We start from the raw sequence: 23,678 nt of genomic DNA on the forward strand, positions 1-23,678 counted from the left end.
CTTGGCGGCGCGCCACTCAAAACAAAGGCGGCCCGAAGGCCGCCTGACGAGGACTGGGGCGCAGCTTATTTATTCAGCGCTCTGGCGCTCGCCCTCGGGCCAGTCACGGATATAGGCCTTGAGCATGCGGTTCTCAAAGTTCTGGCTGTCCACCACGGCCTTGGCCACGTCGTAGAAGCTGATCACGCCCTTGACCTGGCCCATCTCCATGACCGGCATATAGCGCGCATGGCGCTCCAGCATCATGCGACGCACCTCGTCCATTTCGGTTTCCAGCGTGCAGGTCAGCGGCGCGTCATCCATGGCGCTGCGCACCTGCAGCGTGCCCACGCTGCCGCCGTTCTTGACCACGGCCTGGATCACCTCGCGGAAGGTCAGCATGCCCACCACATCGTCATGCTCCATCACCACCAGGGAACCTACGTCCTTGTCGGCCATGATTTCCACCGCACGGGCCAGTGGTTCATTCGAGGTCACTGCATACAAGGTGCTGCCCTTGACGCGCAGTATGTCGCTCACTTTCATGTCGGGGTCTCCGGTTCTTGTTCATGCCAGTGGCCCGCTACCTGCGGGCCTTGCGGCTAAATATAGCAGGGCATGGGCATGCCATCGCGTGTGCATGCACCATCTTGGTCACCCAGGCGCGTGCTTTTTGGCGCATACCATGTCAGCATGGCCCGTCCATGCCATGCACGCTGACCGCGAAATGCGCCAAACCTTTGCTGTGCGTGCCTGGTGGCCGGCCCTGGATTCCCCGGGGTCGGCCCGCTTTTGACAAGAACTTTCGGAGACCACAAGATGCCCGGTTACGCCGATCCTGGCTTTGACACCCTGAGCCTGCACGCAGGCGCCCAGCCCGACCCCGCCACCGGCGCCCGCGCCGTGCCCATCCATTTGACGACGTCCTTCGTCTTCGAATCCAGCGACCACGCGGCCAGCCTGTTCAATCTGGAACGCCCCGGCCATGTCTACAGCCGCATCAGCAACCCCACCAACGCGGTGCTGGAGCAGCGCGTGTCTGCCCTGGAGGGCGGCGTGGGCGCGATTGCCGTGGCCAGCGGCCAGGCCGCGCTGCACCTGTCGATTGCCACGCTGATGGGTGCGGGCAGCCACATCGTGGCCAGCACCGCGCTCTATGGCGGCTCGCAAAACCTGCTGCATTACACGCTGCGCCGCTTCGGCATTGAGACCACGTTTGTTGCGCCCGGCGACATCGATGGCTGGCGCGCCGCCGTGCGCCCCAACACCAAGCTGTTCTTTGGCGAGACCGTGGGCAACCCCGGCCTGGACGTGCTGGACATTCCTACCGTCTCTTCAATAGCCCACGAAGCGGGCGTGCCGCTGCTGGTGGACTCCACCCTCACCTCGCCCTGGCTGATCAAGCCCTTTGCGCACGGGGCGGACATCGTCTACCACTCCGCCACCAAATTCCTCTCGGGCCACGGCACGGTGATTGGCGGCATCGTGGTCGATGGCGGCAGTTTTGACTGGGAAAAGTCCGGCAAATTCCCCGAGCTGACCGAGCCCTACGACGGTTTCCACAACATGGTGTTCAGCGAAGAGAGCACTACCGGTGCCTTTTTGCTGCGTGCCCGCCGCGAAGGCCTGCGCGACTTTGGCGCCTGCATGAGTCCACACAGCGCCTGGCTGATCCTGCAAGGCATAGAGACCCTGCCGCTGCGCATGGAACGCCATATGAAGAACACCGAGAAGGTGGTGCAGTTCCTCGCCAGCCACCCGCTGGTAAGCCGTGTGGGCCACCCCATGCTGGAGACCCACTCCTCCCACGCACTGGCCCAAAAACTGCTGCCACGCGGCGCGGGCTCGGTGTTCAGCTTTGACATTGCCGGCAACCGCAACCAGGGCAAGAAGTTCATCGAAACGCTGAAGGTCTTCAGCCACCTGGCCAATGTGGGCGATTGCCGCTCCCTGGTGATTCACCCGGCCAGCACCACCCACTTCCGCATGAGCGATGAGGCCCTGTCCCAGGCCGGCATCAGCCAGGGCACGATTCGCCTGTCGATCGGCCTGGAAGACGCCGACGACCTGATCGACGACCTCAAGCGCGCGCTCAAGACGGCGGAGAAGGCGGCTTGAGCCACCTCGCCATATTCAATAAAAACGCCTCTAGCGCTTACCCATACAGCGAGACAAGCTATGTTTTTTGAAGTCAACAAGGCACGTATCTACGCCTACACCGGCGGCAAGGCCTTTGATGCCGCCAAGCCCACTGCCATCTTGATCCACGGCGTGCTGTGCGACCACAGCGTCTGGGCCCTGCAAAGCCGCTACCTGGCCAACCATGGCTGGAATGTGCTGGCCGTGGACCTGCCCGGCCACTGCAAAAGCGGCGGTGCTGCCCCCAAGTCGGTGGAAGAAGCCGCCGCTTTTATTGCCCAGTTGATGGATGCCGCAGGCCTGACCCAGGCCGCGCTGATCGGCCACAGCTGGGGCAGCCTGATTGCCATGGAAGCTGCCGCGCAGCTGAAGGAGCGCATCAGCCATTTGGTGCTGGTGGGCACGGCCTTCCCCATGAAGGTGGCGCCCGCCATGCTGGACGCCGCGCTGAATCAGCCGGAAAAAGCCATTGCCATGGTCAACACCTTCTCGCGCGCCACGCTGTCCCCCCCCAATGGCGCGGGCAGCTGGGTGTTTGGCGCCGGCATGGCCCTGGGCCGCCGCGTGCTGGCCAGCAACCGCGACGTCAATCTGCTGCACACCGGCTTTCTGGCCTGCGACAGCTATGCCAGCGGTGAAGCCGCCATGGCAGCCCTCACCTGCCCCACGCTGTTTGTGCTGGGCGAGCAAGACCAGATGACACCGCCCAAGGCGGCCAAGGGATTGATCGATGCCGCCAAGGCTGCGGGCAAACCGGTCAAGGTGCAGATGATTCCCAATGGCCACAACCAGATGACGGAGTCACCGGACGCCACGCTGTTTGCGATTGTTGAATTTCTGACACCCCCCTGAGGCACTGCGTGCCTTCCCCCCGCTCTCGCACCGCTACGCGCTGCGGGCAGGGGGACGACACCGGCGCTGCGGGGCGGCCCTTGCGCGGTGTCCCTGAGCTGGGCTGTGCCTGTTTTACGCACCAGGACCTGAGTTTGGGGAAACGGCATGCAAGCCCCCCCCGTGGGCACATCGCGCCCATTCCCGCTATTCGCACCGCTACGCGTTGCGGGCAGGGGGACGCTGCCAGCGCGGCGGGGCGGCCCTTGCGCGGCAGCCCTGGCGTGGGCCGCGCCGGTTTGATGCACCGGGGCCTAGCTGGGGGTTCGGTGGTAGGAAGCCCCTGTGAGTACATCTTCCTGCTGCGTGCTCATGTGCAGAGAGATACTGCCAGCGCGGCAGGACAGCCCTGGCACGGCAGGCCTGATGAGGCTGTTTCATGCGCTGTGACGAATTCGCAGCAAGCGCGGGGCCAACGCAGGATCAAGGCTTGCGCGGCAGGTTTTGCTTGAGCGTATAGCGGCCGGTTTTGGCATTCACCAGCAGCTCAAAGCGAAAGCGCTGGTCGTCGTGGCCGTTTTCGGCCTCACCCAGCACGCGCACGCGGCCGTCGCCGGTCGGTACACAGCGCAGGCCATGCAAGCTGATCTCGGCGTGGTCGTTGTTGAACTCGGCAATGCTCAGCCCTTTTTCCACCGCCCAGTGCGCGCCATGGTCTTCGCTGCGCACCCAGTCCACAAACAGCATGTCCTGACCATAGAGCTGGGCTTGTATGACGCGGAACTCGCCATGGCGCTCCCCCTTGCTCCAGCTGCCGCAGCTCATGATCTGGCGGATGCTGGCCGGGTGGTAGTCCCAGATCTCTTCATAGCCCACCACGCGGCCCAGGGCCTGGGCCTGCAAGGCCGACAGCAGAAAAAACAGCAAGGCAGCGATTTGGGAAGTCATGTGCTGAGTGTAAGAGCGCGCCCTGAACGGCCTTGCGACGCGACTGGGTAGCGCCTACCCCACACGCTCTGATAATGGCGCGTTCGGATTTTGCCCCCATCGCCCATGCACACCGGCCTCTCTTGCTCCAGCCCTCTTGCTGACATCGTCCAGTACGCCGCGGCCATCCGGCTCTCCGGCCTGCAGCCACGCCGCACCTTGAACCTGGCCGACAAAAAGGCCGATTGGAAAGCGGCCCTGGCCACGTTGCGGCGCTTTGCCGCCAGCCCCGGCTGCCGGGCGCCGCTGCAGCTGCAGGCCCATGCCGCGCTGGAGAACTACTGGCAATGGCAAGCCGCCGGGCAAGAGGCTTGCCACTTGCTGGTCTACGGCATCGACCTGGGCCTGCCCGCCGCCACGCTGCGCCCGCTCTATTTGGGCACGGCGGCGTTGTGGCGCGATGCGGCCACCGTGGCCGAGCATGCCCGCCAAGGCATGGCCCAGGCCACAGCTGCGCCCTATGGCATGCCCGCGCCCATTGCCACGCGCACGGCCGACTACCGCTATGCCGTGCTGCTGAGCAGCCTGGCCGTGCTGCTGGATGCACCCGAGGCCATTGCTGCCCTGGTGGAGCACACGCTGGGCTTGGACACCGACCGCCTGCTCGACTACCTCAGCGCCGCGGCACTGGAGCTGGAACAGGCCAACGACGATTTATTTCACCGCCGCCCCTATGGCGCGCTGGCAGCGTTCTTCGACCAGTTGGGCGACGCCCTGCCCGACCCGCTGGTGGGCTATGTGCAAAGCCAGTACAGCGACTTTCACCGCCTCTCGCCCAAGCAGCAGAAAAAAGGCGGCCCCTGGCTGGGCACCTGGTATTGGGCGCTGGAGGTAGCGGCGCTGTCCGCCCTCTATGGCTGGGACGATGCGGCGCTGCGTGCCAGCCCCCACTACCCAGCCGATCTGGTGGACTTTGCGCGGGAGCGCCAAGCCCTCGATGGTCTGTAGCCTTGCCGCTCACTCCACGGCCTGCAGAAACTGCGCAATGCGCGCCACCATGCGCTCGGGCTGCTCGCGGTGGGGCACATGGCCGCCGCCGACCACAATCTCCTGCTCCACCGGCCCTGGCACCCAGGCCGCGATATTGCGGGGATGGGCCAGGGAGCCGTATTCGTCCTGCTCGCCATGGATGGCCAGCACCGGGCAGCGCACCTGGCGCAGCGCGGCCTCCAGGCTGTAGTTGGTAAAGGCCGGCGACAACCAGGTGTCCACCCAGGCCGACAGCACCCAGGCTGCTTTGTCGCCGTGGTATCTGGCCAAACGCTCCAGCTGACCAGGCTGGGCAAACTGATCGCGTGCCACGCGAATGCCCTCCAAGGTTCGCTCTTCCACAAAGGTCTGGGCCGATGCGGTCACCAAGGCCACACATTGCTGCGGATAGGCCGCGGCCACATGGGCCGCCATGCCACCGCCCACGCTGTGGCCTAGGGTCACAAAGCGCTCCATGCCCATAGCCTGGCAGACCTGCGCAAAAGTCTCGGCCTCACGGGCCACAAAGTCGGGCGCCAAGGGGCCGGGAGCGGCATCGGACAGGCCAAAGCCCAGCCGGTCATAGGCAAGCACCGTGCGCTGCGTGGCCTGGGCCAATTGCGCCGGAAAGTCACGCCACAGCGCCACCGAGCCCAGGGAGTCATGCAGCAACACCACAGGAGCCAGCTTGGACTGGGACACGGGCACAGGCTGCCAACGCTGCGCCTGCAGCTGACCCTGGGCCGTGGGAATGCGAAAAGTGTGAACGTTCTCGGTCATAAGACGGAAAAGACAGAAACCATCACGGCGGCCCTAGGCATTGCCCCGCTGGTGCTGCCCCATGGTCCGCCGTATAAAAAGTGCAGGAGCGGCCCAAGGTCGCCCCGTTCTCACCAGCATAGCCTTGCCAGGAGCCATGCCATGTCCGATGCGTCCTCACACACCTATGCCGCCGTCTCCGGCGTGACAGAGGCTGTCGATCCACGCAGCTTGCACAGCTTTGCCGAGTTCTACCCCTTCTACCTGAGCGAGCACAGCAACAGCAACTGCCGGCGCCTGCACTTTCTGGGCTCCAGCCTGGGCCTGCTGTGCCTGGCCGCCGCGCTGTGGTGGCGCCAGCCCTGGTTCGTTCTGCTGGGCCTGATGCTGGGCTATGCCTGCGCCTGGATAGGTCACTTCGGCTTTGAACACAACCGCCCCGCCAGCTTTAAGCGCCCGCTCTACAGCCTGATGGGCGACTGGCGCATGTATGCGGATATGTGGCGGGGAAGAATAAGCTTTTAGCTCCCCCTGTGCCGCTGCGCGTCTTCCCCCTCTCTGGCGCTGCGCGCCGGAGGGGGACGGCACCAGCTCGGCGGGGAGGCCCTTGCGCGGTGCCCTTGGCTTGGGGCAGCGCCGAATTTATGCGTATGGGAAACACCTAGCGTTGCAAAGCGCTTGCTATGCGCTTGCTATGCGCAAGAATAAAAAATGAGCATCAGATGCTCACCACCAGCGGATCTCAGGCCCTTAATGGCCTGAGTTGCTTTCTCCATCTGCACAGCACGCTCACTTTTTGCTGAGCGCGCTCGACCCTCTTACGCGCTGGGTGCGGGCGTACCCACTTCGTCGCCGGGCAGGTTGCTGGGGATTTTGGGCAGGGCGGCACGCAGCAGGGCGCTGTCCCAGCCGGCGCCGGTCCACAGTGGGGCGGTGCTGTCGCTGCGCACCAGCAGCAGTTGCTCCAGCAGCGGCTCCAGCAAGGTGGTGTCGGGGTCGGCCAGCAGCACATAGCGCGGCTCGCCCTCTTCCAGGTAGGCCGTGCCTGCGTCGGGCATGGCACCCACCCAGCGCATGGTGGTCAGCACGGCCAGGGCCGGCTCCAGTTGCAGCCGATCCACCCGCAGCCGCTTGGCCAGGGCCTGGCAGGGCATGCCGCGCTGGGGCTGGCCGCGCAGCGGCTCCAGGGCGGCGATGATTTCCAGCGCCAGCTCGAAGTTCCAACCCTGGTCATCGGCCTTGCGCCCCATGCCGGTGAGCAAACTGGGCAGATAGGCCGCGACCACGGCGCCCAGCAAGAAGATCACCCAGCAGACATAAATCCAGATCAGCAAAATCGGCAGCGTGGCAAACGTGCCGTAAATCACCGAATAAGTGGGCACGGCCACCAGATACAGGCCCAGCACCTTCTTGGACAAGGCCATGCCCAGGGCCACAAACAGGCCACCGGCCCAGGCATGGGGCCAGCGCACCGGCGTGTTGGGCACATAGTGGTAGAGCGCGGCCATGGCGGTGGACAGCAGCAGGAATTCCACCGAGTTGAAGGCCCATTGCACAGGCTCGGGCAGCGCCACCACCAGGCCCTTGGAGGCCGACAGCACGTACGAGGTGGTGGCAATGCTCACCCCCATCAGCAGCGGCCCCAGCGTCAGCACCGCCCAATACACCAGCAGGCGCTGGCCCAGCGGGCGCAGGCGCTGTACACGCCAGATGTTGTTGAGCGTGCGGTCCATGGTGAGGATCAGGCTGATCACCGTCACCACCAAAAAGCCCAGGCCCACCACGCCCAGTTGGCTGGCCTTGGAGGCGAACTGCATCAGATAGCCCATGACCTGGGCCGCAATCTCGCCGGGGATGAGGTTTTCCACCAACCAGCTCTGCAGCGTGTTCTCCAGCCGCGCAAAGCTGGGGAAGGCGGTGAACACCGACAGCAGCACGGTGAAGAAGGGCACCAGCGCCAGCAGCGTGGTGAAGGTGAGGCTGCTGGCCGTCAGGCCCAGGTTGTCCTGGGTGAAGCGGCGTTGCAGCGTGGCGAGCGTGTTGCGCCAGGGAAAGACTTTGAGCGTTTCGCGCAAATGGCGCAGGCGCGTGCGAGCACGGTGAAGGGTCAAGGGCATGGCCTATATGATGCCAGCCCCATGCAGTCCTTCCCCCAACAACAACCCGATGGTCCCGTAGCAGTCACCCGGTGGCTGGCCGTGGGCAGCGTGCTGGCCCTGATCGTGCTGTGCCTGGCCTGGGAGCTGTGGCTGGCGCCGCTGCGCCCCGGTGGCTCCTGGCTGGTGCTCAAGGCCTTGCCGCTGTGCCTGCCGCTGGCGGGGCTGCTCAAGCGCCGCATGTACACCTACCGCTGGGTCAGCCTGGTGATCTGGCTGTACTTCACCGAGGGCGTGGTGCGCGCCTGGAGCGACAAGGCGCCCGGCAATCTGCTCGCCCTGGTGGAAATCGCGCTGTGCCTGGTGCTGTTTGTGGCCTGTGCCGCCCATGTGCGACTGCGCCAACGCGCAGCCAAAGCGGCAGCAGCGGCTTAACAAATTCTTCAATGCCTTCTGGTCGGTGCCGCTTTCTGAGGCGGCCATACGGCGCTTGATGCCGCGCCTGAAGCGCCGTCTAGCCGTTGTGGGGCTGGATGAGGCGCCCGCTTTGCTGCACAGGCCCGCTCCAGCAGCCCCACCACGCCCTCAAACCCAAGGCATTCACTCCACCACCATGCCTTCATAACGTGCCAGTTGCTGCACCTGCGCAGCCAGCGCATCAAACAGCAGTTGCGCGGCCGGTGACAGCGCGCGGCGCGGGCGCTGGATCAACAGGGTGCGGCGCAGAATCCGTGGCGCCTGCAGCACGCAAAAGCCCAGATCGCCCCGAGACGGGTGCATGGCCGTGAGCGCCGGCACCAGGCTCACGCCCAGGCCCAGGCGCACGGCGTCAAACAGCAGGGCCGGGTTGGACACGCGCAGCGGTGTTTGCAGCACATTGGCCGGCATGCCCGGCGCGGCGGCCAGCAACTGGCTGATGGCGGTGTCCGTAGTCAGGCCCACAAAGGGCAGATGGGCCAGGTCGGTCGCCACCAAATGCTTGGCCTGCAGCAGCGGCTCGTCGGCCCGTGCCACCAGGCCTATGGCGTCGCTGACCAGGGGCTGTGTCTGCAACTCGCCGCCCGCGGGGTGGGCCGCCCCAATGCCAAAGTCCACCAGGCCGGCCTGCACGCGCTGGGCAATGCCCTCGGCGCTGTCTTCCACCAGCTCCACCTCAATACCGGGGTGCTGGGCCCGCAACTGGGGCAGCGCCGGCAGCAGCAACACGGCCAGCACCGAGGGTGCGGCCGCAATCCGCACACGGCCGCGCCGCAAGGCGGCCAGATCGCCCAGATGCTGCACGCCCTGCTCCAGCGCATCAAAGGCCTGGCGCACATCCTGCAAAAAAGCCTGGCCAGCCGCCGTCAGCCCCACGGTGCGCGTGGTGCGGTCAAACAAGCGCATGCCCAGCGCCTCTTCCAGCTGGCGTATGGATTCAGACAGGGCCGACTGCGTGATGCACAGCTCGCGCGCCGCCGGGGCAAATGCGCCCTGGCGCGCCACCTCGTCAAAGGCGCGCAGCTGGCGCAGGCTGAGATTGTTCGGGAAAACCGGCATAACCAAGCAATTTATTCCGATTGTTCCGCAGTCTGCCATGGCCTAGGCTTGGGGTTTGGCGGTATCCCCCTCAACCCCATGTGCTGCGGGCTTAGGATGCACACCGTCTTTCTCCTCTCCCACCTTCTTCTGCCATGACTTCCACTGCCCTGCTCGATACCCTGCGCGCCACCGTCGGCGCTGCCCATGTGCTGACCGAGGGCGACCTGAGCGCCTATGAACAGGACTGGCGCAAGCGCGTGCACGGCAAGTCCCTGGCCGTGGTGCGCCCGGCCAACACGGCCGAGGTGGCCGCCGTGGTCAAGGCCTGCGCAGCGGCCAAGGTGTCCATCGTGCCCCAGGGCGGCAACACCGGTCTGTCGGTGGGCTCCACGCCCGATGACAGCGGCCAGCAGGTCGTGCTGAGCCTGACGCGCCTGAACCAGGTGCGCCATATGGACCGCGACAACCTCACCTTCACGGTGGAGGCCGGCTGCATTCTGCAAAACCTGCAAGACGTGGCGGACAAGGCCGGCCTGCTGTTTCCGCTGTCGCTGGCGGCCGAAGGCAGCTGCACCATTGGCGGCAATCTGGGCACCAATGCCGGCGGCACCCAGGTGGTGCGCTATGGCAATACCCGCGAGCTGTGCCTGGGCCTGGAAGTGGTCACGCCCCAGGGCGAGGTCTGGGACGGCCTCAAGGGCCTGCGCAAGGACAACACCGGCTATGACCTGCGCGATCTGTTCATCGGCAGCGAAGGCACGCTGGGCGTCATAACCGCGGCCACCATGAAGCTCTTCCCCCAGCCTGCGGCCCAGCTCACAGCCTTTGCCGCCGTGCCCAGCATGGAGGCCGCCGTGCGCCTGCTGGGCCTGGCCCACCAGCATCTGGGGGCGGGCCTGACAGGCTTTGAGGTCATGGGCCAGTTTGCGCTGAGCTTGGTGGTCAAGCATATGCCGCAGCTGCGTGTACCTTTTACCGATAACGCCGATGCGCCCTACTGCGTGCTGCTGGAGAACAGCGACAGCGAATCGGAGCAACATGCCCGCGAACGCTTCGAGCATTTGCTGGAGCTGGCGTTTGAAGACGGCTGCGTGCTGGATGCCGTGGTGGCCGAAAGCCTGTCCCAGGCCCACGACCTCTGGCATATCCGCGAAAGCATTCCGCTGGCCCAGGCCGAAGAAGGCCTGAACATCAAACACGATATTTCGATTGCCGCCTCGCGCATTCCAGCCTTTGTGGAGCATGCCGACGCCCTGCTGCAGCGCGAGATTCCCGGTGTGCGCCTGGTCAACTTCGGCCACCTGGGTGACGGCAATCTGCACTACAACGTGCAAGTGCCCGAGGGCGAAGACGGCAAGACGTTTTTGCGCGACAAGGAGGCCCTGGTCAACCACCTGGTGTATGAGGCCGTGGCCGAATTTGGCGGCTCGTTCTCGGCCGAACATGGCGTGGGCGCGCTCAAGGCCGACAAGCTGGAGAAATACCAGTCACCCGTGGCCCTGGGCATGATGCGCGCCATCAAGAATGCGCTGGACCCGTTGGGGATGATGAATCCCGGTTGTATCTTGAAATAACTCCCCCTGAGGCGCTGCACGCCTTCCCCCTCTCTGGCGCTATGCGCCGGAGGGGGACGACACCGGCGCGGCGGGGCGGCCCTTGCGCGGTGTCCTGGCCTAGGCAGCGCCAGTTTTATAGGCTGCGCGTGCCGCTCGCGGGCACAAAGCAAAGCATCAAGCGCTGTCTGACCACAGCAAGCCCGCCTACTTGGGCTGCATATCCTTGTGGTTGTCCAGCTGGGCTTGCACAGAGCTGGGCCAGGCGACGGTGGCGGCGGGGTCTTGCTTGTCTTGCATCTGGCCGGCGTGCAGCAGCCACACGCGCAGCGCGTTCTGGGCCAGGTCGATCACCACGGCCGCTTGCTCTTCGCCGCCTTCGTGCGGCTTGTTGCCGCTGATGTAGAGCAGCTCACCCTCTTGCTCCAGCGGGCCCGAGGTGTCCAGATTCGTCAGCACCACTTCGTAATCGGCGCCCAGCAAGGCCTGCAGCCGCTCGGCCAGTGGGCCTTGGCGCAGAAAGTCCACGCCATCGCTGCGGTAGTGCCCCACCTGGGCGCGCAGGCCCTCCAGCGAAGCGGGTGCAGGGGCCGCAGCAGGGGCGGCCTCACTGGTCGCGGCAGGCACCTCAGGCGCGGCGACCGGCGTTGCCGGAGCCGGCGCCTTGTCGCAGGCGACCAGCAATCCGCCGGCCAACACCAATGCGGCCCATGACCAGGGCTTGCGCACCGCGCTTGTACCATTGTTTTGCACCATATGACCTCCTTGTAAAAACAAACGGGAAGCATAGCAACAGGTGCGCACTGCAGCTGCATTCAACAGCGTTTTGTGTCTGTGTTTACGCTGTAAGAAAAACACCTGCTTCGCCATCAGACAAGCCCTGAAGCCTTCTTGGCTGTGGCAATAGAGCATCCCAGACTGGGACATTCGCCCCGGCCGCGCCAACAGCGGTGCAGCTGGGATACGATTTCGCCCTAGCTTTGTCACCTTGGCCCATGAAACAGTACCTCGACCTCGTCCAGAACATCTTTGACAACGGCAGTTGGCAAGACAACCGCACGGGCGTCCGCACCCTCAGCCTGCCGGGTGCCATGCTGCGCTTTGATTTGCAGCAGGGCTTTCCTGCGGTGACCACCAAGAAACTGGCCTTCAAGTCGGTGGTGGGCGAGCTGACGGGCTTTTTGCGCGCCTACCGCAGCGCGGCCGATTTCCGTGCCCTGGGCTGCAAGGTCTGGGACCAGAACGCCAATGAGAACGCCCAGTGGCTGGCCAACCCCTATCGCCTGCAGGAAGACGATCTGGGCTCGGTCTACGGCGTGCAATGGCGCCAATGGCCGGCCTACAAGCTGATCGACCCGCAAGCGCCCCAGGGCCAGGCCCAGATTGCAGATGCCATCAGCCGCGGTTTTGCGCAGATTGGCGCCGTGGATGGCGCTGATGGCCAGCCCTCGGGCGTGCTGCTGTACAAGGCCGTGGACCAGCTGCGCCAATGCCTGGACACCTTGATCAAAGACCCGGGCAACCGCCGCATTCTGTTCCACGGCTGGAACTGGGCCCAGCTCGACGAGATGGCCCTGCCCCCCTGCCATTTGCTCTACCAGTTTCTGGCCAACCCCAGCAAGAAAGAAATCTCGCTGTGCCTGTACATCCGCTCCAACGATGTGGGCCTGGGCACGCCCTTCAATCTGGCCGAAGGCGCGGCCCTGCTGCATCTGGTGGGGCGCCTGACGGGCTATACACCGCGCTGGTTCACCTACTTCATAGGCGACGCCCACATCTACGAAAACCATGTGGACATGCTGCGAGAGCAGCTAACGCGCACGCCCCACGAGATGCCCAAGCTAGTGCTGTCGGACCGCATTCCCGACTACGCCGTCACCGGCAAGTACGAGCCTGAGTGGCTGGAAAAGGTCGAACCTTCGGACTTTGCGCTGGAGGGCTACCAGCACCACGCCCACATCACGGCGCCCATGGCAGTTTGATGCCGGACCGGCCCAGGGCCTCGCCCTGGGCACCTGCTCCCGCCACCATTTGCGGCATTGCCTCTTCACGCCTCTCCCGCCTGAAAGCCTATGGATTTCCGACAGCTGCGCCAATTTGTCGTGCTCGCGTCCGAGCTGAACTTTCGCAAGGCGGCAGAGCGTTTGCACATGACCCAGCCGCCCCTGAGTATTGCCATCAAGCGGCTGGAGGAAGACCTGGAGGTCAAGCTGTTCGAGCGCGACCGCCAGGGCGTGCGGCTGACGCCTGCGGGCATGGTGTTTCTCGGCGAGGCCCAGCGCCTGATCGAGGGCGCAGACAACGCCGTCAAGGCCACCCAGGATGCGGACAAGGGCCAGATCGGCACGCTCAGAATCTCGGTGGTGCCCAGCGCCTCTTTGGAGTTGCTGCCGGACATCTTGGAGCGCTTTGCCCAGCGCTTTCCATCGATTCGCCTGCGCCTTTCCAGCGGCAGCTCGGTCAGCAGCGTGGGCGAGGTGCAACGCGGCGAAATCGACGCCGCCTTGCTGGTGCCACCCGCCTTCGGCCTGCCCTCGGTAGCGTTCTTTCCGCTGTGCAAGCCGCGCCTGGTGCTGGCCCTGGCAAGCAGCCACCCCATGGCCCAGGCCGAAACGGCCAGGCTCAGTCAGCTCCAGGGTGAGCCCCTGGTCTCGCTGGCGCATTCGGACAGCCCTGGCTTTGCGGGCGAAATCATGCGCCTGTGCCAGCTGGAGGGCTTGGCACCCAAGGCGCTGTACGAGTCTTCGCATGCCCTCATCACCCTGCCCCTGGTGGCGGCCGGGCAAGGCATTGCCATCGTGCCGGAGTCCTACCGGCGCATCCAGCTGGACAAGCTCCGCTATCTGGAGCTGACCGACTCCGCCGGTGAGCCGTTGCGCTACCCCATTGCCATTGCGGCCCAGGAGCACTGCAGCAACCCCGCTGTGCGCTGGCTGGTAGAGGTGGCGCAGCAGGTGCTGGGCCAGGCCTCACCTGCCGCGCCACCGGGCGACTAAGCCTGTATTGGCATTAACGCCCGGGCTTCAGAATGGCGGCCCACTTGGCCTGCTCTTGCTTGACCCGTGCCTGAAAGGCCTCCTGCGAGGTATCGACAGGCTCGCTGCCGCGCGAGAAGACCTTGTCTTTGGCCGCATCGCTGCGTGCCACCTGGGTGATGGCCGCATTCAGGCGCTGCAGCACCGCATCGGGCGTGCCCGCCGGCGCGGCAATGCCCGACAGCGAACCACCTTCTATGCTTTTTCCCAGCACCTCTTTCACCGTGGGAATGTCGGGCTGGTCCGCCAAACGCCGTGCAGAGGTCACGGCAAAGGCGCGGATCTGCCGGCTCTTGATGAAAGACTGGGAGGTGGCGGCCGAGATGGCGGTGGCGTCAGCCGTTCCGCCCATTACCGCCGTCAGCGACTCCGTGCCGCTCTTGTAGGGCACATGCAGCCACTTTGTGTGGGTGGCCTGCTGCAGCAGCTGCAGGATTTGGTAGTTGTCCGAGCCCTCGCCCGCCGTGGCAAAGCTGATTTTCTCCTCGCCCTTGGCGGCGGCATCGATCACCGCCTGCAAGCTGGTGTAGGGGCTGTTTGCGCTGACCGCCAAAATATTGGGCGTGTTCGCCAGCATGGCGATATAGCTAAAGTCCCGCGACGGGTTGTAGGGCAGCTGGGGGTAGATATGCGGGTTCACCGCGAATATCCCGTTGGTGACCACCAGCAAGGTGTACCCATCAGGCTTTGATTTGGCGACCATGCCGGCCGCAATCGAACCGCCGGCCCCCGGGCGGTTTTCCACAATCACGGGCTGGCCCAGCTGCTTGCTGATGCCATCGGCAAACACCCGGGCGGTGGTGTCGGTCACGCCACCGGCCCCAAAGGGCACGATGAGGCGCAGGGGCTGCTGCGGCCAGGTCTCGGCGGCCTGGCTCCCCCAGCTGGCGGCGCCCAGCAAAACAGCCATGGCGGCGCGGCGAGGGATGCAGTGGGTGCGGTGGGTGAACTTCATTGTGTGGTCTCCATTTCAACAATTGTCTTTTGCAGCGCTGCACGCTGCTGCGCTGCCAGCGGCAGCAGCGGCGCACGCAGATGGCCTGCATCCACGCCCCGGATCTCCAGGCCGGCAGACACGGCGCGCGGCAGGCCGTAATCCAGCAGTTGGTTGAGCAAGGGCTCCTGGCGGCTGAGCCACAGGGCCGCGCCCTTCCAGTCCCCGGCCACCACGCAGCGGTAGAAATTCAGCACCTGGGCCGCGCAGACATTCGGCGCTGCAGTGCACCAGCCCTTGGCACCCGCCGCGAATCCGCTTTGGGCCATTTTGCTGACGCCGACAAAAATATCGACCTGGTCGCCACAGGCTTTGCGCAATGCCGGTATTTTTTCGGGATTGGGGCTGGCCTCTTTCACCATGGTGATATTCGGAATGCTGGTGATTTTCTGCAGCAGCTCCACCGACATATCCCAGCCCGTAGTAAATGGGTTGTTGTACGCCATAATGGGAATAGAAACCGATTCAGCCACCGCTTGAAAATACCGGAGCAGCTCGTTTTCGGTGAGCGTCCAATAGGTGCTGGGCAATAGCTGCAGCGCGGCGGCGCCTTGGGCCTCGGCAAACCGGGCGTGGCGAATGGTGTGCGTCGTGCTCAGGCTGGAAATGCCCACCAGCACGGGCACACGGCCTGCGGCCGCCTGCACCGTGGTGCAGACCACCTCGTCCCGCTCCGCATCGCTGAGATAAGGCAGGCAACCCACACTGCCCAAAGGCGCCACGCCATGCACGCCGGCATCGATCAGCCGATTTACATGCGCTGCCAGCAAGGCATTATCAATCTCGCCATTGGCCTTGCAAGGGCTCAGCAGATAACCAACGATTCCGGTGATTTTCATGGTATTCCTCAGAAATTGCTGGCAGCGTAATCGAAGGAATCCAGGCAGGCCAATATTATCGAAAGGGGTGACTGATATATTTGACGCATATGCACTCGGTGCGCCTTGGGTGATTCACATGCCCGCTCACCCCAAACAGGTGAAAACCCTTGCCACCACTGCAACAGGAGCACGGCCTGGCCGGGTACGCATGGCACATGGCCGCTGCTCCGCCACGCCTGCGGACGCGGCAGAGAACCGCAGAGCAGCGTCAGGCTTTGGCAACACCCCCACCGCCTGGCCGCAGTTCCTAAGAGAAAATCCATGCCATCCGCGATGGAAGGGCTTGGCCCGCGCTATCGCTTGCGGAGCACCTATCGCCCTTCACGCCTGCATCTGCAGCATGAAACACCTGCAAACCATGACGGCATGCGCGATAGCTGCTCCTGTTTTATTTTTTGAAAAAGTCCGCCTATGTCCTTGACCGTGAACCTGATCTACGCCCGCGCCGCCAACGGCGTCATCGGCAAGGACAACGCCATGCCCTGGCATCTGCCCGAGGACCTGGCCCACTTCAAGACGCTGACCCAGGGCCACCCCGTCGTCATGGGCCGCAAGACCTGGGATTCGCTGCCCCCGCGCTTTCGCCCGCTGCCGGGGCGCACCAATATCGTCGTCACCCGCCAGGCCAACTGGCAAGCCGACACGCAGCCCGACCCCGCCAATGCCACCACCGTACGCGCCAACAGCCTGGAGGCCGCCTTGCAAGAAGCCGCCCGCCACGGCAGCAACGTGTGGGTCATGGGGGGCGCGCAAATCTACGCCCAGGCCCTCCCCCTGGCCCAGCGCGTGGAAGTGACCATCATTCACCAGGACTTTGACGGCGACGCCCACGCCCCCACGCTGGGCGCGGAATGGGTGGAAGCGGCACGCAGCGACCATGTCAGCGCCAAGGGCCTGGCCTACAGCTTTGTGACCTACACCCGCCGCCAGGGCTGATGGCCGCGCCGCGCTGTCCTGAATGCACTGTTGCCTGTGGGCCGCAAAGCCCCGGCAGCCCAGTGTTATGCTGCATAGCAACATAATTCACCACATCACCGTCTGCCGTATCGTCCCATGAGCCTCATCCACACACTCCCAGCCGGCCCACTGGATGTCGTGGGCGATATCCATGGCGAGCTCACCGCCCTGCGCGAGCTGCTGCGCCACCTCGGCTATGACCGCTTTGGTGTGCACCCCGAGGGCCGCAAGCTGGTGTTTGTGGGCGATTTCTGCGACCGCGGCCCCGACAGCCCGGCCGTGCTGGAATGGGTGCAAAACTTGGTCCAGGCCGGCCATGCCTATGCCATCTTGGGCAACCACGAAATCAATCTGCTGCGTGAGGACCCCAAGGATGGGTCTGGCTGGTTCTTTGATGTGCGCTACCAGAGCGACCAGGTCAAATACGCCCCCTTCAACCGCCCAACCGAAGGCCAGCGCCAGCGCATTGTGGAGTTTCTGTCCACCCTGCCCCTGGGGCTGGAACGCGAAGACCTGCGCATCATCCACGCCGCCTGGGTTCAGCCCCAGGTAGAAGCAGCCCGTGCCATGCCGGCCGGCCAGGTGCGCCACGAATACGACCGCTGGGAGCTGGAAGCCGCCCGCATCGCCCGCGAGCGCTGCATTGCCGCCCGTATGCAGCAAGAGTGCCACGACTGGCCCCACAGCCTGGAAGACCACGAACAAAAGCCCCCGCTGCTGCCCGCCCATGCCGACCACGAACTGAACAAGGGCATGGTCAACCCCCTCAAGGTGCTCACCACCGGTGTGGAACGCGCGGCCCAGGCCCCGTTTTATGCGGGCGGCAAATGGCGTTTTGTGGAGCGCGTGGCCTGGTGGAACCAGTATGACGAGGGCGTGCCCGTCATCGTCGGCCATTACTGGCGCCGCCTGCATCCGCCGGAAAAACCCGTGCATGGCAAGCAAGAGGAAGAGCTGTTCGGCAGCACCGCGCCCACGGCCTGGCACGGCCTGCAGCGCAATGTGTTCTGCGTGGACTACTCCGTCGGCGGCCGCTGGGTGGCCCGCCGCGCCGGCGAGCCGCTGCAGTCCCGCTTCAAACTGGCCGCCCTGCGCTGGCCCGAGCGCCAGCTGGTGTTTGATGACGGCACCCAGCGGCCCACGCTGGAATTTCAGGCGACGGGCCATCCGGCCTGAGCCTGTACCAGGCTGCCGCGCGGCAGCAGGGCAAACACCGCCGTCAAAGCACGGTGCACCTCTTTCACAGGCCCTGCCCAAGCCTCCCACTCCCTCCGGCCTGCCTTGGCCCAGAGCTCCATGTCATGGACTGCACAGGGCCCGGGCATCTTGCCGGCAGCGCCCCTGGGGAGCACATCTTTGCTTGAACCCGGCGCACCCAGCCGCAGAACCGCATAAGACCTTCTTTGCGCCGAAAAACACACAGCGCATAGGTGGTGTTGGGCTTTTCTATATTGATTTTTTGTTAATCAAATGAATCTGCAATCAATGAATTGCATGAGATTGCATGCAATTCATGCAGGAATGAGCACTGAAATCAATATACATCCATACATATTCAAAAATACTTGATGATATTTTCAATACTTTAACAAAATATTATTCAGCTCTGCTACAAATTCTAGACAGGGTTAGTCCCAGTGCATAAAAAATGGACGAAAGAATAATATTCAAAAGCATATTAAATATTTTCTTATTATTTCATGATTAGATATCAAAATATTCGTCCTGTTTTTTGGTCATCCTGGATTTTTTCAAAATGAATTTTTCTTTTTCTTCTACATTATTTTTCTACGAACAATTGGGTTTTGAAACAAGCAACATTATGCGGCATAAAGAGTTTGCGAAACAAACCCCATGGTTTTCAGGATTTTTCATGATGATATTTTCACCATGGATAGAAATACTCATTTTTCAGCACGCTGTCAAAAGATTACCAAAAAATTCAAAGTGCATCGCTGGAGCACTTATACTTTTATCTCTCCAATCCCTTTTGGAATGGCCCATGGATTAAATTTGGCTTTTCTTCCTGCCTTAGCGGCTGGATTAACTTGGCCTCTTTTTATCAAATTCTAGATTCTCCGCAGGGAAAACCATTTCTTTACACATGGAAGCTTCACTTTATGCAAAACAGTTTTGCATTCTTTTCATGGATATATGATTAATAAATAAAGCATATGAATTGAGCGTAATCGCATAAATCAATGCATACATGTCATCCCCATATGGAAAACAAAACGCCTACGCTAACCATCAGAAAGTAACTGTAATTTTTATACAGGATAAATAAATGTGGCAAAACATAATCCAGTATTCGAAAAATTTAAGGTTAAACAATTATTCAATTATCAACATTAAAAAAATTCACCCTATTGCTCTTGTGATTTTGGCTTATTTTGCAATGAAATTAGCCTTTGCTTCTGCATTCTTCTTCTATGAGCAACTGGGTGTGGATGCCAACGGTGTAATGCAGTTTAGAGAATCTGACAAAAAACATCCTTGGGTAGCTGGGTTTTTTGTAGTTCTCTTAGCTCCATGGCTTGAAACTCTGATTCATCAACATGCAATCAAACGATTGTTCATCTGGTGGAAAATCACCAATTCAAGTATTTATATCTTTATTTCCGCCATATTGTTTGGCATAGCACATGGATCCAAATTGGCTTTCTTGCCTGCATTCATGGCAGGTGTGGTGCTTGCCACAGTTTATCAACTACGAGATCATCCACCAGGAAGACCATTTTTTTACACATGGATGGTTCATTTTATGAATAATGGTATTGCATTTTTCATATGGAAAACAACCTCTAATTAAAATGCAATTTATAGCCTTGAGCTCATGCCTGCCGAATTTAGCCCCGTCTTGACCACCAGCGATCAATTCACAATAAATCTCCAGCTCTGCAAGCGGTAGGCCTATGGGGCGTTTCTTGCCAGATCAACCAAGGATGCGATGGCGGCATGGACAGAAAGCGTCACAGGAACCTCGGTCAGGAAGCATGACAAACAAAACACCAACTGCAGCCCCTACCGCTCCCGCGTAGAGCACCACTGCACAGCAAAAACGCTGACCAGCACGACCACCAGCCCCAGCAGGGCCGTGCCCGTCATGGACTGACCCAGCAAGGCCCATCCCAGCACCACGGCGGACAGCGGGCTGAGCAGGCCCAGCGATGCCACGGCCACCGTGGGCAGACGGGCCACACCACGGAACCAGAGCGCATAGGCCAGCAAGGCGCCAGCCAGGCAGAGGTAGGCATAGGCGGCCCATTGCGTGGGGGTGAGCGCAGGCAAGGGGGCATCCACCCACCATGCCACCGGCAGCAGCATCAAGCCGCCCAGCAGCAGTTGCCAGCCCGTCAGCGCCAGCACGGGTAAATCCATGCGCCAACGGCGTGTGAGCCAGACACCGCAGGCCATGCAGGCTGCCCCCAGCAAGGCTGCAGCCATACCCACGGGCTCAAACACGGTTTGTGGTGACAGCAGCAGCACGGCCATGCCACAGACGCCCAGCAGCGCAAACCACAGGGTTGCGCTGCCAGGGGCACGGCGGTCTGCCACCCAGGCCAGCACCATCACCAGCAAGGGCTGTATGGCGCCCAGCACCGCAGCCAAACCACCCGGCAAGCGATAGGCCGCCACGAACAGCAGCGCCTGAAACACGCCGATGTTGAGGGCGCTGAGCACCAGCAGCCGCCACCAGGCGCTCCTGCCGGGCATATGCCGCGTTATCAAAAGCAATAGCAGGCCTGCAGGCAGCACCCGGATCAGTGCTGCGGTGAAGGGCCGATCCGGAGGGAGTAGCTCCGAGGTGACGATGTAGGTAGAGCCCCAGATGGCGGGAGCCAGCGCCGTCAGCAGGACGTCCCGCCAATAGTGCAGAGGGTTTGCAGCAGACATGTGTTATCTTCAATTCAAGATAACTTCACTGTGAAAGCAGATTATCTTGAAGTCAAGACAAAACTACAATCCACCCACGGAGCCAGCCCGCGATGCCGTGGATACCATCCTGGAACAATGGCGCCGAGAACGCCCGGACCTGGATGCCAGCCCCATGGGGCCCATAGGCCGCATCAAGCGTTGTGCCGCGTTGCTGGAGCAGCAGCTGGAAGCTGGTTTTTCCGAGTTCGGCCTCAGCCTGTGGGAATTCGACATGCTGGCCGCGCTGCGGCGATCCGGCGCGCCCTACTGCCTCAGCCCGACCGCGCTGTTTTCCATGCTGATGGTGACCTCGGGGACCATGACCCACCGACTCAAACGGCTGGAAAGCTGCGGCTGGGTGCTGCGGGTCCCCAATGCGCAGGACGCACGCAGCAGCCTGGTGCAACTCACGGATACAGGATTGGCACTGATTGATCGCGCGGTCGAGGTGCATGTCGAGAACGAACGGGCAATGCTGTCGGCCATGCCGGCCGATGCGCTGGAACAGCTGGATGCACAGCTCGCCACGCTGCTGCGCGTGCTGGAGGCGCCAAGCGACAGCCTCAGCCCCGCAAAAACAACCTAACCACGCTCAAAACACCTCCCATGCGTCACACACCCCCTCAAAAAATCATCATCGTCGGAGCAGGCATTGTGGGTGCGTCTTTGGCCTACCACCTCGCCCGCAAAGGGGTGAGCACCACGGTCGTCGAAGCCGAAGACATTGCCTCAGGTGTCACCGGTCGCACATTCGGCTGGATCAACACCTCACGCACCGGGCCCGATCCCATCCGCGCCTTGCGCAGCGCCGCCATCCATGAATATCGCCGGCTCGAGGCCGAACTGCCGGAATTGCAAGTGCAATGGACCGGTGCGCTGACTTATGGCGAGGCAGCAGCGCCTGGGCTGCAAACCACAGCGAGCATGGCCACCGCCAACATGGTGACGCGCGCCCAGATCCTTGCACTGGAGCCCGGCCTCAGGCACCCGCCACACCAAGCTTGGTATGCGCCAGAAGATGGTGCACTGGATGCGGTGAAAGCAGCACATGCCTTGATAGCTGGGGCCCAGGCGCATGGGGCCAAGCTGCTCACCCGGACACCTGTTCTCGGCTTGATGGCCCAAGGCACACAGATCACCGGCGTGGAAACCAGCGCAGGCATGCTGGAGGCGGATTTGGTCGTGCTGGCTGCAGGCACTGGCATAGCCAAACTCGTTGAGAGATTCCATATGCCCCTGCCCATCGAGGCCTCCCCCGCCATTTTCATTCGCTACCGACCACGGCCCAAGCTGCTGCACACCATTGTCTCCGGCCCGACCATGGAAGTGAGACAAGCCACGGATGGCGTCTTGCTGGCGGCAGAGGATTACGTCAGCGACTCAGCAGAAGACCAACCCGCAGCCGTGGCACAGCGAACCGCCAGGGCCATTGAAGATGGGCTGCAAGAGGCCGCCCCTGTGGAGCCCGAATGGTCTTGCATAGGGCTGCGGCCCATTCCCCGTGATGGCCTGCCCATCATTGGCTATCCCCCTCAGGTGGCAGGCCTCTATGTATGCACAATGCATCCGGGGGTCACGCTCGCGGCAGTTGTGGGTCGCCTTGCCAGCGAGGAAATTGTCGATGGGCAGCAGGATCCGGCCCTTGCTCCCTGCAGGCCCGAGCGCTTTCTGGCGCCGCATTCCGAGTCTTTACCGGTACACGCATCGGTTTAGATGCGTGTTCACCGAGCGCAGCGCTGCTGCGGCTTTACCCCATCAACCCTCAGCCCTGCCCGACAGCGTGGCATCGATCTGTTCCAGCACGCGCAGCGCAGCGTGATGCCGTTCCAAGGCACGCTCGTTCCATTGGTGCTCGGCCAGGGGCTGCACACTGCACTCGCCCGGCAGCGGCAGGCCGCCATCCATCAGGGCCTGCAGGCGGGGCACAAACACCCATTGCAACCACGCTTCGATCTGCAAGGTGTCAAACATGAAAGGCATGGTGGATGCCATGGCCTGCTCGCTGGGCGGCAAGGCGCTCCACAGGCCGGCGTCGCGCAGCGCGGCTTCCAGTTGCTGCAATTGCGCACGCAGCTGCTGGTGCTGGGCGCTGGGGGTGGTGTTTTCGCTCATGGCCGGTATTGTCCGAACTTTTGCTGTCCCCGCCGTCCGTGGGGCATCCAGCATGGCAGGCTGCAGCCTGCGTCCGGCTTGCTACGATCGGGCATTCCCTGGCGCAGCGGGCTGCGCCGGCCCTGCGCGCCTCGTTGCGCCCTCTTTGCTTTTTTCCGGATTACGTCATGCAAATAGCCACGTGGAACGTCAACTCGCTGTCGGTGCGCCTGCCCCAGGTTCTGGCCTGGCTGGAAGCCAACCCCGTCGATGCCCTGGGCCTGCAAGAGCTCAAGCTCAGCGACGACAAATTCCCCTTCGAGGCCCTGCAAGCCGCCGGCTACCACGCAGTGGCCCATGGCCAAAAGACCTACAACGGCGTGGCCTGGCTGACCCGCAGCCCGGCACACGATGTGGTGCGCAATATTCCCGGCCTGGATGATCCCCAGGCTCGCACCATTGCTGCCACGCTGGATACGCCCCAAGGCCCGCTGCGCCTGATCAACTGTTATTTCGTCAACGGACAGGCACCGGGCACGGACAAGTTCGCCTACAAGATGCAGTGGCTGCAGGCCTTGCAGGACTGGGTAAAGGCGGAGATGGCCCAGCACCCGCAGCTGGTGTTGGTGGGTGACTTCAATGTGGCGCCCGAGGACCGGGACTCCTACGACCCGGCTGGCCTCAAGGACACCATCCACCACACCATGGAAGAGCGCGCGCATTTCCAGGCGCTGCTGGACCTGGGGCTCAGCGATGCATTTCGCATGTTCGAACAGCCGGAGAAAAGCTTTTCCTGGTGGGACTACCGCATGCTGGGTTTTCAGAAGAACCGCGGCTTGCGCATCGACCATATCCTGGTCAGCGACGCGTTGCGCCAGCGCACCACGGCCTGCCACATTGACCGTGCCCCCCGCAAAAACCAGCAGCCCAGCGACCACACCCCCGTGGTGGTACAGCTGGCTTAACGGAGC

At 62.7% G+C, this 23,678-nt stretch carries 24 protein-coding genes; 14 read left to right on the top strand and 10 right to left on the bottom strand.

The annotated features are described in order from the left end of the window. Positions 1–69: 69 nt before the first annotated feature. Positions 70–525: a CBS domain-containing protein gene (locus ACA027_RS15110; protein WP_370679022.1), complete on the bottom strand. Its 456-nt coding sequence runs from the start codon at positions 523–525 to the stop codon at positions 70–72. 273 nt (positions 526–798) lie between these two features. Here ACA027_RS15110 and ACA027_RS15115 point away from each other — a divergent pair, with 273 nt between their 5' ends. Beyond that, positions 799–2,097 (top strand): O-acetylhomoserine aminocarboxypropyltransferase, encoded by a 1,299-nt coding sequence (locus ACA027_RS15115; RefSeq protein ID WP_370679023.1) that lies wholly within the window; start codon positions 799–801, stop codon positions 2,095–2,097. A gap of 60 nt (positions 2,098–2,157) precedes the next feature. Continuing rightward, entirely contained in the window at positions 2,158–2,970 is an 813-nt protein-coding gene (locus tag ACA027_RS15120) for an alpha/beta fold hydrolase (protein WP_370679024.1), read from the top strand. 462 nt (positions 2,971–3,432) lie between these two features. Here the strand turns inward: ACA027_RS15120 and ACA027_RS15125 are convergent, their stop codons facing one another. Further along, positions 3,433–3,897 (bottom strand): hypothetical protein, encoded by a 465-nt coding sequence (locus tag ACA027_RS15125; protein WP_370679025.1) that lies wholly within the window; start codon positions 3,895–3,897, stop codon positions 3,433–3,435. A 105-nt stretch (positions 3,898–4,002) separates the two neighbouring features. On the opposite strand from ACA027_RS15125, the gene ACA027_RS15130 reads away from it, so the two are divergent. Next, positions 4,003–4,884, top strand: a complete 882-nt coding sequence (locus ACA027_RS15130) for a PoNe immunity protein domain-containing protein (RefSeq protein ID WP_370679026.1) — start codon at positions 4,003–4,005, stop codon at positions 4,882–4,884. Between the two features lie 9 nt (positions 4,885–4,893). Here ACA027_RS15130 and ACA027_RS15135 read toward each other — a convergent pair whose 3' ends face one another. After that, complete coding sequence (locus tag ACA027_RS15135; protein WP_370679027.1) at positions 4,894–5,685, bottom strand: alpha/beta fold hydrolase; 792 nt, start codon at positions 5,683–5,685, stop codon at positions 4,894–4,896. A 141-nt stretch (positions 5,686–5,826) separates the two neighbouring features. Here ACA027_RS15135 and ACA027_RS15140 point away from each other — a divergent pair, with 141 nt between their 5' ends. Further along, positions 5,827–6,189, top strand: coding sequence for an Mpo1-like protein (locus ACA027_RS15140; protein ID WP_370679028.1), 363 nt, complete (start codon positions 5,827–5,829; stop codon positions 6,187–6,189). 293 nt (positions 6,190–6,482) lie between these two features. Here ACA027_RS15140 and ACA027_RS15145 read toward each other — a convergent pair whose 3' ends face one another. Beyond that, positions 6,483–7,781, bottom strand: coding sequence for a YhjD/YihY/BrkB family envelope integrity protein (locus ACA027_RS15145; protein WP_370679029.1), 1,299 nt, complete (start codon positions 7,779–7,781; stop codon positions 6,483–6,485). A 21-nt stretch (positions 7,782–7,802) separates the two neighbouring features. Between ACA027_RS15145 and ACA027_RS15150 the strand changes: the two genes are divergently transcribed. Next, positions 7,803–8,195, top strand: coding sequence for a DUF2069 domain-containing protein (locus ACA027_RS15150; protein WP_370679030.1), 393 nt, complete (start codon positions 7,803–7,805; stop codon positions 8,193–8,195). Positions 8,196–8,360: 165 nt separating this feature from the next. On the opposite strand, the gene ACA027_RS15155 is transcribed toward ACA027_RS15150, so the two are convergent. Then, positions 8,361–9,296, bottom strand: coding sequence for a LysR family transcriptional regulator (locus ACA027_RS15155; protein WP_370679031.1), 936 nt, complete (start codon positions 9,294–9,296; stop codon positions 8,361–8,363). A gap of 134 nt (positions 9,297–9,430) precedes the next feature. Here ACA027_RS15155 and ACA027_RS15160 point away from each other — a divergent pair, with 134 nt between their 5' ends. Further along, positions 9,431–10,852 (top strand): FAD-binding oxidoreductase, encoded by a 1,422-nt coding sequence (locus ACA027_RS15160; RefSeq protein ID WP_370679032.1) that lies wholly within the window; start codon positions 9,431–9,433, stop codon positions 10,850–10,852. A gap of 186 nt (positions 10,853–11,038) precedes the next feature. Here the strand turns inward: ACA027_RS15160 and ACA027_RS15165 are convergent, their stop codons facing one another. Then, the gene (locus tag ACA027_RS15165) at positions 11,039–11,587 is read right to left on the bottom strand and encodes a hypothetical protein (protein WP_370679033.1); all 549 of its coding nucleotides are present in this window, start codon (positions 11,585–11,587) and stop codon (positions 11,039–11,041) included. A 239-nt stretch (positions 11,588–11,826) separates the two neighbouring features. Between ACA027_RS15165 and ACA027_RS15170 the strand changes: the two genes are divergently transcribed. Further along, positions 11,827–12,813 carry a thymidylate synthase gene (locus ACA027_RS15170; RefSeq protein ID WP_370679034.1) on the top strand — a complete coding sequence of 329 codons (987 nt, stop codon included), beginning with the start codon at positions 11,827–11,829 and terminating at the stop codon, positions 12,811–12,813. Between the two features lie 90 nt (positions 12,814–12,903). Then, entirely contained in the window at positions 12,904–13,827 is a 924-nt protein-coding gene (locus ACA027_RS15175) for a LysR family transcriptional regulator (protein ID WP_370679035.1), read from the top strand. Between the two features lie 13 nt (positions 13,828–13,840). Here ACA027_RS15175 and ACA027_RS15180 read toward each other — a convergent pair whose 3' ends face one another. Together ACA027_RS15180 and ACA027_RS15185 are read right to left on the bottom strand one after the other, a co-directional pair. Beyond that, on the bottom strand, positions 13,841–14,821 hold the full coding sequence (locus ACA027_RS15180) for a Bug family tripartite tricarboxylate transporter substrate binding protein (protein WP_370679036.1): 981 nt from the start codon (positions 14,819–14,821) through the stop codon (positions 13,841–13,843). Next, positions 14,818–15,699, bottom strand: a complete 882-nt coding sequence (locus tag ACA027_RS15185; protein WP_370679037.1) for a dihydrodipicolinate synthase family protein — start codon at positions 15,697–15,699, stop codon at positions 14,818–14,820. The genes ACA027_RS15180 and ACA027_RS15185 overlap by 4 nt, the downstream gene beginning before the upstream one ends. Positions 15,700–16,152: 453 nt before the next feature. Here ACA027_RS15185 and ACA027_RS15190 point away from each other — a divergent pair, with 453 nt between their 5' ends. The 3 genes from ACA027_RS15190 (at position 16,153) to ACA027_RS15200 (ending at position 19,510) form a co-directional block, all read left to right on the top strand. Further along, a complete protein-coding gene (locus ACA027_RS15190; RefSeq protein WP_370679038.1) occupies positions 16,153–16,677 on the top strand; it encodes a dihydrofolate reductase in 525 nt (174 codons plus the stop codon). Positions 16,678–16,794: 117 nt separating this feature from the next. Continuing rightward, positions 16,795–17,874 (top strand): metallophosphoesterase, encoded by a 1,080-nt coding sequence (locus tag ACA027_RS15195; protein ID WP_370679039.1) that lies wholly within the window; start codon positions 16,795–16,797, stop codon positions 17,872–17,874. Between the two features lie 1,111 nt (positions 17,875–18,985). Further along, on the top strand, positions 18,986–19,510 hold the full coding sequence (locus tag ACA027_RS15200) for a type II CAAX prenyl endopeptidase Rce1 family protein (RefSeq protein WP_370679040.1): 525 nt from the start codon (positions 18,986–18,988) through the stop codon (positions 19,508–19,510). 212 nt (positions 19,511–19,722) lie between these two features. Here the strand turns inward: ACA027_RS15200 and ACA027_RS15205 are convergent, their stop codons facing one another. Further along, positions 19,723–20,595: an EamA family transporter gene (locus ACA027_RS15205; protein ID WP_370679041.1), complete on the bottom strand. Its 873-nt coding sequence runs from the start codon at positions 20,593–20,595 to the stop codon at positions 19,723–19,725. A 46-nt stretch (positions 20,596–20,641) separates the two neighbouring features. Here ACA027_RS15205 and ACA027_RS15210 point away from each other — a divergent pair, with 46 nt between their 5' ends. Beyond that, positions 20,642–21,202: a MarR family winged helix-turn-helix transcriptional regulator gene (locus ACA027_RS15210; protein ID WP_370679042.1), complete on the top strand. Its 561-nt coding sequence runs from the start codon at positions 20,642–20,644 to the stop codon at positions 21,200–21,202. Between the two features lie 20 nt (positions 21,203–21,222). After that, a complete protein-coding gene (locus tag ACA027_RS15215; RefSeq protein WP_370679043.1) occupies positions 21,223–22,329 on the top strand; it encodes an NAD(P)/FAD-dependent oxidoreductase in 1,107 nt (368 codons plus the stop codon). Positions 22,330–22,371: 42 nt separating this feature from the next. On the opposite strand, the gene ACA027_RS15220 is transcribed toward ACA027_RS15215, so the two are convergent. Beyond that, positions 22,372–22,728, bottom strand: a complete 357-nt coding sequence (locus ACA027_RS15220) for a YqcC family protein (protein WP_370679044.1) — start codon at positions 22,726–22,728, stop codon at positions 22,372–22,374. A 167-nt stretch (positions 22,729–22,895) separates the two neighbouring features. On the opposite strand from ACA027_RS15220, the gene xth reads away from it, so the two are divergent. After that, positions 22,896–23,672 (top strand): exodeoxyribonuclease III, encoded by a 777-nt coding sequence (xth, locus tag ACA027_RS15225; protein WP_370679045.1) that lies wholly within the window; start codon positions 22,896–22,898, stop codon positions 23,670–23,672. Positions 23,673–23,678: the final 6 nt, after the last annotated feature.

Source organism: Comamonas sp. GB3 AK4-5, assembly GCF_041320665.1.
In the GTDB taxonomy this organism is placed as follows: domain Bacteria; phylum Pseudomonadota; class Gammaproteobacteria; order Burkholderiales; family Burkholderiaceae_C; genus Comamonas.

Coding starts and splice junctions, on each gene's coding strand:
- ACA027_RS15110 (WP_370679022.1), bottom strand. CDS start 525: ATGAAAGTGAGCGACATACTGCGCGTCAAGGGCAGCACCTTGTATGCA.
- ACA027_RS15115 (WP_370679023.1), top strand. CDS start 799: ATGCCCGGTTACGCCGATCCTGGCTTTGACACCCTGAGCCTGCACGCA.
- ACA027_RS15120 (WP_370679024.1), top strand. CDS start 2,158: ATGTTTTTTGAAGTCAACAAGGCACGTATCTACGCCTACACCGGCGGC.
- ACA027_RS15125 (WP_370679025.1), bottom strand. CDS start 3,897: ATGACTTCCCAAATCGCTGCCTTGCTGTTTTTTCTGCTGTCGGCCTTG.
- ACA027_RS15130 (WP_370679026.1), top strand. CDS start 4,003: ATGCACACCGGCCTCTCTTGCTCCAGCCCTCTTGCTGACATCGTCCAG.
- ACA027_RS15135 (WP_370679027.1), bottom strand. CDS start 5,685: ATGACCGAGAACGTTCACACTTTTCGCATTCCCACGGCCCAGGGTCAG.
- ACA027_RS15140 (WP_370679028.1), top strand. CDS start 5,827: ATGTCCGATGCGTCCTCACACACCTATGCCGCCGTCTCCGGCGTGACA.
- ACA027_RS15145 (WP_370679029.1), bottom strand. CDS start 7,781: ATGCCCTTGACCCTTCACCGTGCTCGCACGCGCCTGCGCCATTTGCGC.
- ACA027_RS15150 (WP_370679030.1), top strand. CDS start 7,803: ATGCAGTCCTTCCCCCAACAACAACCCGATGGTCCCGTAGCAGTCACC.
- ACA027_RS15155 (WP_370679031.1), bottom strand. CDS start 9,296: ATGCCGGTTTTCCCGAACAATCTCAGCCTGCGCCAGCTGCGCGCCTTT.
- ACA027_RS15160 (WP_370679032.1), top strand. CDS start 9,431: ATGACTTCCACTGCCCTGCTCGATACCCTGCGCGCCACCGTCGGCGCT.
- ACA027_RS15165 (WP_370679033.1), bottom strand. CDS start 11,587: ATGGTGCAAAACAATGGTACAAGCGCGGTGCGCAAGCCCTGGTCATGG.
- ACA027_RS15170 (WP_370679034.1), top strand. CDS start 11,827: ATGAAACAGTACCTCGACCTCGTCCAGAACATCTTTGACAACGGCAGT.
- ACA027_RS15175 (WP_370679035.1), top strand. CDS start 12,904: ATGGATTTCCGACAGCTGCGCCAATTTGTCGTGCTCGCGTCCGAGCTG.
- ACA027_RS15180 (WP_370679036.1), bottom strand. CDS start 14,821: ATGAAGTTCACCCACCGCACCCACTGCATCCCTCGCCGCGCCGCCATG.
- ACA027_RS15185 (WP_370679037.1), bottom strand. CDS start 15,699: ATGAAAATCACCGGAATCGTTGGTTATCTGCTGAGCCCTTGCAAGGCC.
- ACA027_RS15190 (WP_370679038.1), top strand. CDS start 16,153: ATGTCCTTGACCGTGAACCTGATCTACGCCCGCGCCGCCAACGGCGTC.
- ACA027_RS15195 (WP_370679039.1), top strand. CDS start 16,795: ATGAGCCTCATCCACACACTCCCAGCCGGCCCACTGGATGTCGTGGGC.
- ACA027_RS15200 (WP_370679040.1), top strand. CDS start 18,986: ATGTGGCAAAACATAATCCAGTATTCGAAAAATTTAAGGTTAAACAAT.
- ACA027_RS15205 (WP_370679041.1), bottom strand. CDS start 20,595: ATGTCTGCTGCAAACCCTCTGCACTATTGGCGGGACGTCCTGCTGACG.
- ACA027_RS15215 (WP_370679043.1), top strand. CDS start 21,223: ATGCGTCACACACCCCCTCAAAAAATCATCATCGTCGGAGCAGGCATT.
- ACA027_RS15220 (WP_370679044.1), bottom strand. CDS start 22,728: ATGAGCGAAAACACCACCCCCAGCGCCCAGCACCAGCAGCTGCGTGCG.
- xth (WP_370679045.1), top strand. CDS start 22,896: ATGCAAATAGCCACGTGGAACGTCAACTCGCTGTCGGTGCGCCTGCCC.